At 59.1% G+C, this 15,433-nt stretch carries 9 protein-coding genes; 7 read left to right on the top strand and 2 right to left on the bottom strand.

The window, feature by feature from the left end; all coding sequences use genetic code 11:
- Positions 1–162: 162 nt before the first annotated feature.
- The gene (locus VHB22_RS14025; RefSeq protein ID WP_325457602.1) at positions 163–1,035 is read left to right on the top strand and encodes an aldo/keto reductase; all 873 of its coding nucleotides are present in this window, start codon (positions 163–165) and stop codon (positions 1,033–1,035) included.
- Here VHB22_RS14025 and VHB22_RS14030 read toward each other — a convergent pair.
- Positions 1,032–3,014, bottom strand: coding sequence for an MDR family MFS transporter (locus VHB22_RS14030; protein WP_325457603.1), 1,983 nt, complete (start codon positions 3,012–3,014; stop codon positions 1,032–1,034). The genes VHB22_RS14025 and VHB22_RS14030 overlap by 4 nt on opposite strands.
- 355 nt (positions 3,015–3,369) lie before the next feature.
- Here VHB22_RS14030 and VHB22_RS14035 point away from each other — a divergent pair, with 355 nt between their 5' ends.
- The 3 genes from VHB22_RS14035 (at position 3,370) to VHB22_RS14045 (ending at position 6,570) form a co-directional block, all read left to right on the top strand.
- Positions 3,370–4,419 (top strand): D-alanyl-D-alanine carboxypeptidase family protein, encoded by a 1,050-nt coding sequence (locus VHB22_RS14035; RefSeq protein WP_325457604.1) that lies wholly within the window; start codon positions 3,370–3,372, stop codon positions 4,417–4,419.
- A gap of 457 nt (positions 4,420–4,876) precedes the next feature.
- On the top strand, positions 4,877–5,110 hold the full coding sequence (locus tag VHB22_RS14040; RefSeq protein WP_325457605.1) for a hypothetical protein: 234 nt from the start codon (positions 4,877–4,879) through the stop codon (positions 5,108–5,110).
- 23 nt (positions 5,111–5,133) lie between these two features.
- Positions 5,134–6,570: a flippase gene (locus VHB22_RS14045; protein ID WP_325457606.1), complete on the top strand. Its 1,437-nt coding sequence runs from the start codon at positions 5,134–5,136 to the stop codon at positions 6,568–6,570.
- A gap of 85 nt (positions 6,571–6,655) precedes the next feature.
- On the opposite strand, the gene VHB22_RS14050 is transcribed toward VHB22_RS14045, so the two are convergent.
- The gene (locus VHB22_RS14050) at positions 6,656–7,360 is read right to left on the bottom strand and encodes a CAP domain-containing protein (RefSeq protein ID WP_325457607.1); all 705 of its coding nucleotides are present in this window, start codon (positions 7,358–7,360) and stop codon (positions 6,656–6,658) included.
- 330 nt (positions 7,361–7,690) lie between these two features.
- Between VHB22_RS14050 and VHB22_RS14055 the strand changes: the two genes are divergently transcribed.
- The 3 genes from VHB22_RS14055 (at position 7,691) to VHB22_RS14065 (ending at position 15,426) form a co-directional block, all read left to right on the top strand.
- The gene (locus VHB22_RS14055) at positions 7,691–8,836 is read left to right on the top strand and encodes a hypothetical protein (protein WP_325457608.1); all 1,146 of its coding nucleotides are present in this window, start codon (positions 7,691–7,693) and stop codon (positions 8,834–8,836) included.
- 19 nt (positions 8,837–8,855) lie between these two features.
- The gene (locus VHB22_RS14060; protein ID WP_325457609.1) at positions 8,856–12,221 is read left to right on the top strand and encodes an ATP-binding protein; all 3,366 of its coding nucleotides are present in this window, start codon (positions 8,856–8,858) and stop codon (positions 12,219–12,221) included.
- 826 nt (positions 12,222–13,047) lie between these two features.
- Positions 13,048–15,426 (top strand): transglycosylase domain-containing protein, encoded by a 2,379-nt coding sequence (locus tag VHB22_RS14065; protein ID WP_325457610.1) that lies wholly within the window; start codon positions 13,048–13,050, stop codon positions 15,424–15,426.
- Positions 15,427–15,433 lie beyond the last annotated feature (7 nt).

Consider the following 15,433-nt stretch of genomic DNA (forward strand, 5'->3'; position numbering starts at 1 on the left):
TAGAATTGAGAGAGATATGGGGCGCCCCAAGACGCTGACGGTCTAGGCGGGCATATTGCATTATGTCGTCCCACGGCACTGCAAAACATGGCAAGTGGCCCTACATAGGAAACCGAGCCAAATCCCTTAAATACTCATCTCGTTCAGAAAGGGCATCTGACCATGACCACCACTGCAGAAACGATTGAACGCGCCGGACATTTTTCGATCGGCGGTGATCTCCCTGTCGTGAGGCTCGGCTTCGGGGCCATGCGCGTGACCGGCACCGGAGTATGGGGCGAACCTGACGACAAGGCCGAGTGTTTGCGGACGCTTCGCAAACTGCCGGAGCTTGGAATCAACTTGATCGATACGGCCGACTCTTACGGTCCAGAGGTCAGTGAACGCCTTATCCGTGAGGCTCTGCATCCCTACGATGGCATGGTCATCGCAACGAAAGGGGGCCTCGTCCGTCCGGGCCCTGGCATTTGGATCCCCGTCGGCCGCCCCGAATACCTCCGCCAGCAAGTTATTCTGAGCTCACGGCGTCTCGGCGTCGAACGCATCGACCTTTGGCAACTGCACCGCATCGATCCGAAAGTTCCGCAAGACGAGCAGTTTGATGCGATCAAAGCGATGCAATCGGAAGGACTGATCCGTCACATCGGTCTGAGCCAGGTCAGCGTGCAGGAAATTCAGGCCGCGCAAAAATACTTTCAGGTGGCAACGGTACAGAACCTCTACAATCTCGCCGACCGTTCGAGCGAGGATGTGCTCGACTTCTGCGAAAAGAACGCGATCGGCTTTATTCCCTGGTTCCCGCTTGCGTCCGGCGACCTCGCAAAGCCCGGTTCCCAACTCGATGGCATCGCCAAGCGCCACAAGGCGGCTCCAGGCCAGATTGCGCTCGCATGGTTATTGCGGCGAAGCCCGAACATGCTTCCAATCCCCGGAACCTCCAAGGTCAGCCACCTTGTGGAGAATGTAGCAGCGGCAGAAATCAAACTGACGGATGCCGATATGGCAGCGCTTAACGAACTTCGGAAGGCCGCTTAACGGCCCGCATTGACGGGAGGTGTGCTGGCGAACGAGCTGGCCATCTCCCGCAACAAGGCGCGGACATCCGGATGCTCGTTACGGTCCCATTCCGACAGCATGTGTCTCAAGTCATCCTCCCGGTTATGCAGCAACCGGGCATACGCTGACCTACCGTCTGCGCTGAGTTCAAGCATTTCGCCTCGCTGACGCACCAATCCCGACTTAGTTAGCCCTTCGATCAGCCGTGCGCGCTGATCGTCGCTCCCCGATAGCCGCTTCTCAAGCTCACTCTTGCTGGCCTCCCCGCCGCGTTCACCGATACGCGCAAAAAGCCAAAACTCGTCCGGCTCCAGCGTAACGCCAATGCGCTTGGCGCTTTGCTGGTAGACGCGCCACCGGTTTTCGCGCGCCGTTACGCGGGCAACGATCCGCTCAAGCTCTTCAAGCGAAGTTGCATCGCGCGGCATCTGCAGCGGATCGTTGACGGGCTCGGGCGCCAAGCTCGTCTTCAGCGGAACTTCCTTTATCGCGAACGTCAAAAGAAAGGCGCAAAAGGCGAGAGCTGCCGCAGTGACAAAGACCGGCTGCAACGACTCCACGAATAGCGCGAGATAGGTCGTGTGCAACGGCTCGCCAAGAGCCGCAATCGCGGCTGGATCGTTCCCCGCCGCCGCAAGCTCCGGAGCCGAGATGCTAAGCTTGCTCTGCAAGGTGTAGGAAAAAATACCTCCGAATAGCGCGGCGCCAACCGAGCCGCCGATGGAGCGAAAAAGCGTTGTCCCGGATGTCGCGACTCCGAGTTGTTCGTACGCGACGGCGTTCTGCACCGACATGACGAGAATCTGCATCACCATACCGAGCCCGAAGCCCAGGCACAGCATATAGGCCGAAGCGACGGCCGCCGAAGTGGAAAGCGTCATACTGGACAACAACCCTAACCCGAGCGTCATCAAACCCGTCCCGATAACCGGGAACATTTTGTATCGGCCGATACGGCTGATGATCTGCCCGCTCGTCACGGAGCTCACGAAAACCCCGAGCATCATCGGCGTCATGTGCAGACCGGCGCTTGTCGGATCCAGCCCCTTCACGACCTGCAGATAGACCGGCATCAGCGTGATCGACCCGAAGAGCGCCATGCCGACGATAAAGCCCACTGACGTCGCGATGGCAAAGGCACGCTTCTTGAAAAGCGATAATGGCAGCAGCGGATCGGGAACCTGTGTCTCTGCATAAAGGAACATCGCCAGCGAAACGATGCCCAGCGCCGAGATTGCGAACATGCTGACCGGCGCCTCGCGCGCCAGTGTCGCACCGAGGCTGGTAATGACGACGACGCTCGTGAGCGCCAGCGCAAGGAGCGTCGCGCCGACGTAATCGATGTCGACCCGTTTCGTCCGCGTATGCGGCCGGAACGTCGCAGTAATAACAATCAACGCAAGAATTCCGAACGGCAGGTTGATCAAAAAAATCCAACGCCACGAAAGATTGTCGACAATAAATCCGCCGATCAACGGCCCGAGAACCGTCGAAAGTCCGAAAACGCCTCCGAAGAATCCTTGATATCGCCCGCGCTCGCGCGGCGGCACGACATCGCCGACGACTGCGATCGCAGTCACGATCAGACCGCCGCCGCCGAGACCTTGAAGAATGCGAAAGGCGATCAGCTCCGGTAGATTTTGCGCCAAACCGCACAATGCCGAACCGACGAGAAAGATCACCACTGCCGTCTGCAGGACAATCCGCCGGCCGAAAAGATCGCCAAGCTTGCCGTAGAGCGGCACGACGACCGTCGTCGCCAAAAGATACGCGGTAACAATCCACGATAGATGCGACAGACCACCGATATCGCGCACGATTGTCGGTAGCGCGGTCGAAACGATCGTCTGATCCAGAGAAGCGAGCAACAGAACGAGAGCAAGCGCCGAAAATATCGCGACTCGCCGCCGCTTTTCGGTTTCGGCATCGTTGGCAGTTTCGACAGGCAATCGTTGCATATCGTAGAAACTTTCTGCAGAAGGCTATCCATCCAATGCGGAAGAAAGAGAACCAGATCGAAACTCCGCCACAGGAGACCGTTCGGCTTTGAAAGCCCGCGCGAAGCGCTGAGTGCCGCAGAATAGGAGCAGTTTGGTGTCTATCCCTGGAACCGCGGCGATAGTGCTCGGTTACGACAAGCTAGATCATCCCACAGACGACCGATGAGACCCCTCTCCGGCTTTTGTGGATATTTTTCCCCTGAGCGCCGCATAAGCAACACAACTCACTTTATGGTAGCGGCGGCCCGAGGTTCGGTTGGCACCGGCGGCTCGGATGTGATAGCCGAACACAATTGCAAGACCGGAGTCCTTCATGCGAGCACGGGCGGCTCAAATCGCAGCGATCGCACTTTTTTGGATTGGCGGCATTGCGTCAGCCTCAGCCAATCCGGCGTTGCTGTTCGAACCGTCGACGGGCAAAGTACTTTACGCCGAGGATATCGATGATGTTTGGTATCCCGCGTCGCTGACGAAGCTGACGACGGCCTATCTGGCATTTGAAGCGATCAAAAGCGGGAAGCTCCGTCTCGACGAGAAGATTCCCTGCTCGCTCGTGGCAACACTGCAGCCCCCAAGCAAGGCCGGCATAAAAGTCGGGCAGACCTTGACGGTCGAAAAGGCGCTGCAAGCCGTTATCGTCAAATCCGCAAATGACGTAACCGTCATGCTTGCCGAAGCAATCGCCGGAAGCGAGAGCGCCTTCGTCGAGCAAATGAATGCCACAGCGCAGCGCCTCGGCATGACGCGCACGCACTTCGACAACACCAACGGCTTGCCATCTCCGGGCCAGCTGACGACGGCACGCGATCTCGCAAAAATTGCGACAGCGGTCATCCGCGATTTTCCGCAATACGCAAGTTATTGGTCGATGCCCGCTATGTACATCGGCAAGCGGCGGCTCGGAAATCACAACGCTTTACTCAGAACGTTTCCCGGTGCCGACGGCATGAAAACCGGCTTCATATGCGATTCCGGATATAACGTCGCCGCCACCGCGACGCGCGACGGCCGTCGTTTGATGGCGATCGTGCTCGGTGAATCCTCAGGCAATGAACGCGCGATCCGCGCCGCAGCGCTCCTGGAATACGGTTTCCAGGACTACGCATGGAAAGATTATTTCACCATGCCGACCATCGATACCGTCCCGGTCGACCCCAATGCAAAAGGCATCACTTCGGTACGAGATACGGTGGTGGCGTGGAGCTGCAACGACCATCACCGCCATCGCGTCGTGCACAAGGTGCACAAAGCCCGTAAAGCTAAGCGCGCCGCGAGCAAGGGCAAGGCGGTGAAAAAGGGTACCGCCAAAGCGCAACAATCGGTACCGGCTAAAAACGCGGCTGCTGCCTCCGCTTCCCCCTAAACGATAAGATCGAGCGGTCCTTTCCGATACAAACATCCCGGCGGGTCATGCGGCGGGCGCGGAGCCTCGTTTGAACGGCCGCCGCCATTTTCTTGCTGCCGATTGCCTCGCCGTTGCCGCGGCTGGCCAGCGCCGCGACCTTCCGCTTTCTTTTCCGAATATGAACGACCACCGGCGGAGCTGCTCTGCGTGCGTTCTATTCCGGAACGGTGTTCGCCAAACTCCGGCACGAAACTTGGCGCAGCAATCGCCTGCCCGGCGGCACCTAACCATGCGGTGAAAGCCAGAGCGCGAATTATCGAATGCATTTCGCATCCTCTTTAGAGGCATGTCGGCGGCGCACCCGCCAATTAACCTACTTGGTTAAGTTTGATCAACAAGCCATACACGACATGGCGCCAAACTTGCTTCCTAAGCCCCATCAACCGCTATTTAAGCCTTGGGTGGGAAGATACGTATGACTTCGACGTCGCGAACATTCAGGATTCCTGAAACGGACTTCACACCGACGCCTCGCGACGTCGGCGCGATGGCCGAGGTCCTGGAAGGCAAGCACGGCACCTTTGCCGCAGCAATCGCCGACTTCTTTGCCATTTATCACGGCGAGAAAGGAGACGCGAGCCGGGCTTGGGCCTGGAGCGGAGTGGCCGAGCTCGTGCGCAGCCGCGAACGCGCTCGCTTAGAAAGTTAATCGCAAGACAGGAATTCGGCACCTTGAAGACCGCGACCGTAGAAAGCCTCGATCCGGCCGCGGCCCCGCGTGCAGAAACGGGACAGCGCCGAAGCGCGATCGAGGATTTACGCGGCCTCCTATCGAACCTCCTGAAACAAACGCGCGATGTCCTTTTGTCGGACGGTGAACGCGCGAGGACACAACGCGACGCTCTAATGGCATTTGCCGTCCGCGTGCTGAGCGCGGGCCTGCTCTATCTCACGCAGATTGTCCTCGCACGATGGATGGGCGGCTCCGAATACGGCATCTATGTCTCGGTCTGGACCTGGGTGCTCATCCTCGGTGCCGTATCGCATCTCGGATTGAATCTCGCATCGATCCGCCTCGCGCCGGTCTACCGCGAGACGGACGACTTCAACCGCCTGCGCGGCCTCATGCACAGCGTCCGCTACGTCGCGCTCGGCGGTGGCACGGTTGTCATGGCTGCCGGACTGGCGGGCGTATGGTTTTTTCAGGATCACATCCAAAACGCGTTCGTCTTGCCGATTTATCTCGCGCTCGTCTGCGTACCACTTTATGCGCTGACCGACGTCCAAGACGGAATCGGCCGCGGCAACGCCTGGATGGGCATTGCGCTCATCCCGCCGTATCTCGTCCGTCCCCTGCTGCTGCTGACTGCGATGTTCGTCGCCTATGCCTTCGGCTTGCCCATGGACGCCACAACGGCCGCCGCCGCCGCGATCGTTGCGACATGGCTTACGGGGCTCCTTCAAGCACTCTTCCTCAACAGCCGCATGCGAATGACGATCCCTGCCGGACCGCGAATCAGCGATCTCCCGGCGTGGCTAAAAATCTCGCTGCCCTTGCTCGTCATGATGAGCGCTGAGCTTCTTTTGCAGAACACCGACATCCTGGTGGTCACGCGGTTTATGTCGCCCGCGGATGTCGGCATTTATTTCGCCGCCGGCAAGACTATGGCGCTGATCATGTTCGTGCATTATGCCGTTGGCAGCGCCGTCGCCCACAAGTTCGCGGCTTTGAACGCACGCGGCGACCACGCCGGACTTCGCAACTTCGTCAAAGATGCGGTCAACTGGACGTTCTGGCCGTCTCTCGCCAGTGCTCTCGTTATTCTAGCGCTCGGAAAACCACTGCTTTCCCTTTTCGGACCGCAGTTCGCGAGCGGTTATCCCGTGATGTGCATTCTCGTCGTCGGATTTCTTTCGCGCTCCGCTATGGGTCCGGCCGAATACCTTTTGAACATGCTGGGCGAACAGAAACTCTGTGCCGCAGTCCTGTTCGGCGCCGCGCTTTTGAATATCGTACTTAATTGCATTCTGGTGCCGAGGCTCGGTCTTGTGGGCGCCGCAAGTGCTACGGCAATTTCACTGACGAGCGCCGCTCTTTTGAACGCAATCGTCGTCTGGCGCCGCCTCGACATTCAAATGCCGATCTGGCGTAACCTTCCGAAGTTCTGAACCGACGCCGCGCCGGCGGCTGGCTCGCGGAACGCGAGTCGCCGGCGCCAATCAAATAAGCGGCGCGAGCGCGAATTAAGAACCCCTACATCGGCGCAGCGATGACGAGCGTCCAGAAGGATTTGAATTCCGTCTTCGGATCTTGCACCAGCGCGATACCCATGTTCGTCGCATCCGGCGTCAGAAGATTTTTGTTGTGCCCGGGACTCTCTTCCCAGCCGCGCATAACTTCCTTGAAACTGACTTGCCCGGTGCCGACATTCTCGGCGGTCAAACGCGCCCTGTAACCCGCACGCTTGACACGATCCCACGGATTGGAACCGTCGGAGCCGTAGTGCGAAATGCGATCCCATTTGGCGAGATCGCGCGAGTGCGCCTTTGCAGCTTCCGTCAATTCGGCATTGAGCTTCAGCGGTTTGAGACCGTGCTTCTTGCGATAGGCATTGATAATATCGCGCGCCATTTCGGCGTTCAAAGACGTATGCGAATAATCACGATCGGCGAGAACGCCGGGCGCAGCCTTTTCGAATGTCCCGCTCGGCGCTTTGTCGATCGCCGCGACCTTCACTTCGCGATGCGCCGCTGGATCACCGCCCAGACCAAGACTTTTAAAGGAAGGCGAAAGCGACGCCGTAGAAAGTGAAGAGGAAGAATCCTGTTCCGCGAAACCGGAGGTGATAGACGAAGAACCAAGACTGCAACCCGTCAAAGCGGTTGCAAGCCCCGTAGCGAGCACGACGCGATACATAACAGCAACTCCCGGCACGAAACGTGCGCGAAACGTCAGCATTGCCGGAAATCCGTTAAGTCGGTGTTAATGCTAACGGGGCGCGAATCACACGTCGCGGCACGCCGCAGCGATGTCTCAGACCCACTCACGTCGGATCCCTCACGAACCCAATCCCACCCCGCCTGATCTTCGCCTCAACAAGGTGTCGCGATTTTGACGTCGCGACGGCAAAAGCCTGACCGCAAGGGCCAATTTCGAGCACTCGGTCGAACATCCCGCCCATGTGCCGTATCTTCGCAGCCTGTGGGTCCTCGCCGTCGAACCTCTTGGAAGTGCTCGATCGATCATCAACAGTCGTCGCCGCAACTTGATTCGCGCGGGAGACCTTCGATGAGTGCAGCCATCGGACAATCTGAGCGGAAATTGAAAACGCAGTCCCTGCCTCTGAGCGTCAGGGATTTAGTGTTGCTGCGTGTGTCAGCGAGCACCGCAACTCGCGCGGATCTGCAGCGCGATGTTGCCCCGCTGCTGGCCCCCAGAATTCCGGGCGCTGAGTTTCGCCGCTCGGCCGAACTTGCGATCAGCGCGCTCCTCGGCAGCCAACTCATTAGCGAAGCAAAGGGACGGCTAACCGCATCGGACAAGGGCCAACAGGTGGCAGAGGCATTGCTCGCTCCAGCCAAATCCTTGTGTAGCACCTGGCGCGAAGTGCGAACCGCACTCGTCATGCGCGCCGTCCAAACCAACGACACGCCCGCAATACGGAAGGCGCTACAACGCGTTGAGGGACTTGCGGCTCTCGTGTTGCAGCATCATTTCGGCAAGCCGACTGGACGCGTGCAGTCACCCGCCGACCTTCGCTCCGATCTCGCAATCATCGCCCTAGAACGTGCTTTCGGAAACAAAATCAAAACCGGGCTCCGGAAGGGTGCCGGTCTTCCCGCCAAACCAGCCCGCGTCCTGGCCGGACAACTTTTCAAGCAGCCGCGCGAGATCGCGACGGACGGAAAACTGATTACGCATCTCGCCTGCGAAATCGCGGGAACGCGCGACCCCTCTCTCGATGCGCTCGAACTTGCGGTGCTGCGCAAGTTAATGACACCAGCCGAACTCGAAGAGGCGCCATCGCGCCCGCGCTCCGAGCCGCAACAGCGCCCATCGCGCCATCCACCAAAACCCGCGAACGATCGGGCGCCAATCGATGAAGTTGCGCCACCAACACCGCTTGCGTCGTCCCCGCCAGACATGCCCGAATTCTGTCACGCTGTGATCGATGCGGCACGACCTGTCGCTGAGGGCTGGCCAGGCAACCGGAAGGCGTTTATCTCTTTGGTATGGAAGGCGATTCGCAACGCGCGGCCCGATTGGGGCTTATCCGAGATTGCGTTCAAAGGCATGCTCGCGGAAGCCCACCGCTCTGGCCGGCTCGAACTGGCGACCGCAGACCTCAAAGACGGTCGCGATCTGAAATCGCTCGAGGATTCTAAGATCCTCTACAAGAATACCGTCTGGCACTTCGTGCGCGTCCAAGACTAAAAGGCATTTCGATCCGAAAATGGGCGTTGAAGGCGGTCCACTCAAAAAGACGTCGTTTGCACCCTCGCTCCCGCCCGACAAGCTGAGCGAAGCGTTCGAGCATTCGATTACTTGGGAAGACGACCTATGGCGCGCCGATCCGGTCGACGTGCCGGAAATCCATGCTAAGGCGCGCCAGAAGTTCAACGACCTGTTGACGACGGTTACGTCGGGCCGCGGTTACCACACGCCCGAACGCATCCTGCTTTTTCACGGGCAGTCGGGCGCCGGGAAAACGCATCTTCTGAGGGCGCTCAGAACAGACTCGCATCGCACCGGCCAAAGCTATTTCGGCTACGCCCAGATGACGCCGGACGTGCAGAACTACGCCGAATTCTATCTGCGCCGCCTCGTCCACTCGCTGGAAAAACCGTACGATCCAGATCGCTTCGGGGAATCCGCGCTCTCGCGACTGACAAATCGCATGGTGCTCGATTCCGAAGTTATCTCCTCCGCCGATCTCGACAAGCTGCGCGACGCGACCCTCGACGACAAGCAGCTCGCGCGCCTCATCCTGCGCCTCGCCGATCAGATCGTCGCCTGCGACAAATTCCAGACGCGCGAACTCGATATCAACATCGTGCGCGCGCTTCTGTACCTGCAGCGCCGCGATCCGCGCATCGACCAGCGCATCCGTCAATATCTCAACGGCCGTCAGTTGACCGGCATCGCCCACGAAGCGGTCAGTGCCCTTGATCCCAATGACGGCGAAGACCGCGCCTTCGAAATCATCGCGGCGCTCGGAGCGCTCGTCTGGACAGTCGATCGCGCCGCGCTCGTCTTTTGCATCGATCAGGTCGAAGACTTGCGCTTTTTCGACAACGCCGAGGATCGCTTCCAACGCGCCATTCGCGATCTTATCCAGATTGCAAACCGGTCGACGAATGCCATCATCATCATTTCATGTCTGGAAGATTTCTACGGCCAGGTGCGTGGCCTCGTCGCGCAATCCTACATCGATAGAATTGAGAAATCGGGTCCCGTGCTTCTCCGCGAGAGCCGAACACCGGAAGAAGCCCGCCTCATCATTTCGAAGCGATTGGCGTATCATTCGGAAACGAACGGCGGGGGACTGAGCTTCCCCGACGCCACACAATTTTTCGGGCCGCAATTCTTCGAGGAATTCGGCGGGCTTTCGACACGTCGTCTTCTCGAACACGCGCAATCACGCCTTAGAGAAGCAACCGCCACGGAAGACGACGAACGAGAGGCGGAGGAAGAGCGTCCGTCCTTTATCTCGACGCTTGCCCAAGCGCTCGGAGCAGCTATCGGGTTTGGATCGGAAGATGAAAGCGCGCCGACGATCTCGGCTGTGCAATTCCGCGAGATGTGGGAACGCTTCGCCAACGAGAGCGAAGCCGAAATGCCTGCGGACGAAGGCGAGTTAGTGGACATTCTCAGTGGCGCCGTCCAACTTGCGCGCGAAGAATGGGGCCGCGCGATCGAGATTACGACAAAGCGGCTGGAGCTTGGCGATGACCTGCCGGCTCTTGATCTTACCGTCCGTCACCGCACAGGGTTTGCCAACGACGTCCGCGTATTCATTTGCAACGGCAAAACACAGGGCGGCGCGCTGAAGCGTCAGCTCGATAAGGTCCTGACCTCGATGCAGGGCAAACCGTGCTTCATGCTGCGCGCGAGCGACTTCCCGCCCAATTCGAAAAACCAAACAGCTCAGGCTCTGCGCAAATTCCGCGAGAACGGTGGCCGTCAATTGCTCGTGCCGATCCCGGAATGGGAACGCATGATGACTGTACGTGAGTTCACAGCTCACCACCGAAGCGATGCCGGCATGATTCAGTGGCTCGAAGGCACGAAGCCCCTGTCGAGCCTCATCTCGATCACCCACCTTCTGCGTCTCGATTTGCTCGGACGCCCCGTGCCGCGCCTCGTCGCCAAGGAAATGGACGATCCTCAGTCGTCGCTCGATGGCTTTGATACTCTCTCGTCCGAACAAGCGCGCGCCGCGAATCCTGGGAATAACGAACTCGGATTACCCGCCAACGACGACGACCTGCCGATGTCGGTCATCCTCGACGAGAACGGCAGTTATGGCGCTAGCATTCTTGCCGGCGGCGAGAAGAACAGCCGAGGCCGCCCGGTCACTCTGAACAAGAGCGTATTGAAGCGTCACGCAGCATTCTTGGGCGGCTCGGGCTCGGGTAAAACGACACTTGCACTGTCGTTAATCGAGCAACTTCTCCTCCGCGGTGTCCCGGCCGTCCTGATCGACCGTAAAGGCGATCTCGCAAGCTATGCCAATCCCGAAGTCTGGCGCTCGAATGACAATGAAGCGCCCGAGCGTCGCGCCGAACGCGAAAAGCTTGCCGATGCTATCGACGTCGCCGTCTACACGCCGGGCCGCGCGTCCGGGCGTCCGATTTCGATCACGCTGCTCCCGAACGGTATCAACGAATTGCCCGATCACGAGCAGCAGCTGCTCGCCAACCTTTCGGCAGCAGCCCTTGGCGAAATGCTGCATTTGAAGAATTCGGCTACACATCAGAAGCAATCCGGCGTTCTCGCGGTCGCACTGCGCATTCTCGGTTCGCTCTCGACCAGCGAAGTGACGCTTGCCGACCTCATTCACCTGCTCGAAGATGAACACCCCGAGCTGACTGATCAAACCCAGCGCATGGATCCCTCGGGCAAGCTCCGCCGCGATCTCGTCGCGCAACTCGACTCGCTGCGCCTGCGTAACGCCGCGCTGTTCGAAGGCGGCGGCGAAAGCCTGCGCATGGAGAGCCTGCTCGGTCTCGGCCGCTATCAGCGTCCGAACCGGACGCGCTTGTCCGTCATCTACACCGGCTTCCTCGGCGACAACGAGAACATTCTGTTCTGGGTTTCGCAGTTCCTGTCGGAAGCGCTCCGCTTCTGCCAACGCAACCCGAACGATGAACTGCAAGCCGTCGTCATGTTCGACGAAGCCGACCTTTATATTCCGGCGAACTCGAAGCCCGCGACGGCAGAGCCGCTGCAAAGCCTCCTGAAACGCGCACGCTCCGCCGGTCTGGGCATGATGCTCGCGACGCAATCGCCGGGCGACCTGGATTATAAGAGCCGAGATCAGATCACGAGCTGGTTCATCGGCCGCGTGCGCGAGGACACCGCGCTTCGCAAACTAAAGGCTGCGTTCCAATCGGAGTCTGGCCTCGACCCTGCCACGGCACTCCCGGGCCAGACGGTCGGCGAATTCCATCTTGTTCAGGAAGGTCTGGTAAGACCGATGAAGGCCCAGCGCTCGCTTATCGCAGCTGAGCAGGTGCCGTTCGATCGCATCGAGCAATTGGCGGCAGAGACTCGCGGCATCGACGAACGCCAGCTTCGCCTTTTTGATCTTCGTTAATTTGGTTGGCCGCCATCTGGCCGAGCATCCGCGCCATTCAATTCGCGTTTCAATGCTTGACATATTCCGTGATATTGCGGTGCAGACGGTTGTCCGATTAGGTGCAGCAACAATCGGACACAATTCGAGCAATACTCTGAATTGCCTAAGTTTTATTTTGCCGCCTTTTGTCGTTGAATGAGCGGGCGCGAATATTCTGTTACAATATCCATATGCGGGCCGCAGTCTGGTATGCGGCTGCAAAATATCGCGGGGGTCTGTCAACTCCTTAGTCGCCGATATATCATAGGGGCGGTCGATCATCTTGGGATAACGATCGGCTACGCAGTTAGGGGGCGGCCCTCTCTCAGCGAAAAAAGGGATGCCGCGGCCGAGGGGGCAAACCGGCCGCCGGACGTCTTGTGTTCAGCCGAGTGTAACTGGGAGCGAACTTCAAGAGTTCAGTGCGGGGTACGTGTTATGGTGGCGAAACCTTTCGTCATGATGGTCGTTGCGACCCTTGTTGGTCCTGCAATCGGCGTCGGTCTTTTCATCCTCATGAACAATTTCTGAGCCTTCACAGCGCGTGGAGCCGGGATTGCAATTGACGTTGCTGATTGGCTTTGGCCCAGCGCCGAAGACACGGAATAGCCATTTCCAACATAATGCCGCCGCCAGCCCGCTGAGCTGTCGCCTTAAAGAGCCGCTACGCCCTGCTCTGTGACCTTCGCCGCCCCGGCGATGGCAGTAGCGCACCTTTGCGTCAGCGATGTTACATGTCCTGCGGCATCTGAACGCCCTCTCCGAATTCTGTCTAAGGATTCCGTCACGCATTCTGCGCTGGCTGATGTCGGCCGTCGCTTTCAATCCGAAGCTCGGTCCGTTGCGTCATCTCTTCTCTGCGGCCGCTATATACGTCGTTTTCGCACTGCTCCTCGTTTATGTCGTCGCCCCAATCCGGGGCTACCTCGGCGACCTCTCGATGCGCGACAAACTCGGTTACGACGCCGAGCGCTGGCTCGCGACAGCGATCTACGATCCAAAGGGAAACTTTATCGGAACATTCGACCCGCGGCTCGATAGCCTGCGCGATGTCAATTACACTGGCAGCCCCATCGATCTCGGCGATTACGTCGCCAATCCCGACCACAAGTCGATTCCTGTCCGTGAAGTGCCGGAGCAATACTGGCGATGCCTCTCTTATCACGAGGATCGCTACCTCGGCAGCTGGCTCAATCCGTTCGGCATCGATCTCGCCGGCGTCCTGAAAATCCCGATCACGACAATCACGAATTCGATCGCCGCCGGACGTCCGATGCTCGGCGTCGGCGGCTCGACGCTACCGATGCAATTCGCACGCGTGATTTACAAGACGCCTCCGAGCCCGAACGAAGGGAGCCTCGAAAAACTCCGCCGAAAGTTTGGGGAATGGTGGCTTGCACCCGTCATCTATCGCGACCTGACCCGCAACGGCGACGACACGTTGTTGAGGCAATGGGCGGCGAACCACATCTGGCTCGCGCAACGAACCGGCGGTCAGCCGCTGCACGGCGTCGAGGTGACGAGCCAGGTCGTGTTCGGCAAGGAAGCCAAAGATCTGACGACCGCCGAACAGTTTGTCCTCGCATCGGCCGTCAACAAACCGATCATCCTTCTCGAAGGCAACGATCGTTTAAACGCCGTACGCCTGGATCGCTGGCGCTATATCACGGAAGTCCGCGCCCGCACATGCGCCGAGAAACTGATCACGGATGAAGCCGAGCAACGAAAAGTTGTCTTCGAACTGATGGCGCTCGCAGGCGGTCCGCCCGATCCGAAGGTAAAGCCTAAGCTCGAAGCCACCCTCGAACGTTTCGTTCCAGGCGAAGTGAAACGCGCTGAGGCAAACCCGGTCATCCGCGCCAATCTGCTGCTGCCCGGGGCCCGTTTCGGTATTCGCGAAGAAATGAAACAGCGCTACGGCTTCGGCTGGCGCGATTACGTCCGCGGCGTAACAACGACATTCGACGCAGGTGAAAATCTCGCATTCCGAAATGAGATCGATACCGAGCTTGCCACGCTCGACGCCAAGTGGACATCGCGCATCGACCCAGATTTCACGCTCGATCCTAAGAAAGCCAACGCCGACAAAACGCTGCCGAACATCATCGTCGTAGCTGCCGACGCCGATGGCCGCATCGTGCGCTATTACGAAACGGGAGAAACAGCCGCCTACTTCGGCTCTACTCCGGCGAGGAATCGCGAAAACGGCCTCTATGACCCGAAGCTCGAAGGCCGCCAAGTCGCTTCAACCGGCAAGATGCTGCTCGCCATCGCACTCGCAAACCAGGGACGCGACACGGCAGAAAGCCTTTATTCCGATCCCAAAGCTCCATCGAGCGGACTCGACACATGCGCCAAAGGCGCGATGCGGCAACCTCGAAAAGCAATCGTCGCCTTCGCCTGTTCGCTCAACGCGCCATTGATCGCACGCGGCGCCGCGCTTGGTCAGGCGCCAATCAAACGGCTGATTGACCGTTTTGGATTTGCAATGCCTCCTGCGGCGACAACAGGCGGCACGCCCCCCTCGACTGCGGTCGTACTAGGTCAGATTGCAGGCGCACCCCGGCGGGTCCACTTCATGTCGAGCGTGATCCTGGCATCACTGATCGGACGAGGCGGGCGGGCCGTACGACAGCCGACTTTAATCAAGGCCTACGACTACACGCAGAAAGGCCGGAATGGCGGTGGCATCGCCAGCGAACCAAGCGAAGGACTGATCCCGAATTCATTGATCCGCGCGCGGGCAAGAGGGCTCATCAAAACGCTTCTTGGAGCACCACTTTGCTATCAGACCGGCGGCAAGTCTTATGGGACCTTGCAAAGCCTCGCAAAATGGTGCGCGCAGCGCCGAAGCGACGTGCGGCTGCATTTCGCCAAGACAGGAACATCCGTCACGTTAGACCCGGATGCAACGGTCGATACCTTGGCAACGGGTGGGCTTCAATTTGCAAACGGTGCCGCCTATTCCTACGTCGTTCTTGTCGGCACCGGTAACGCGTCACGGCCATGGGCGCGCCATCTCCATGCAGCCCAGATCGCGGCGCCGCTGCTCGACGTTCTTTTGCGCGACTTGGCTCGCGACGCAAAATCACACGCGCGCCGCGATTTGGTTTCCCATCGCCGACCTGTGCCCACCGCGACAACGCAGACGCCCGCGAAAGAATTGGCTGCCGCCAACCGCTAGGCCAGAA

It is taken from the genome of Hyphomicrobium sp., from assembly GCF_035548195.1.
GTDB lineage: Bacteria > Pseudomonadota > Alphaproteobacteria > Rhizobiales > Hyphomicrobiaceae > Hyphomicrobium_B.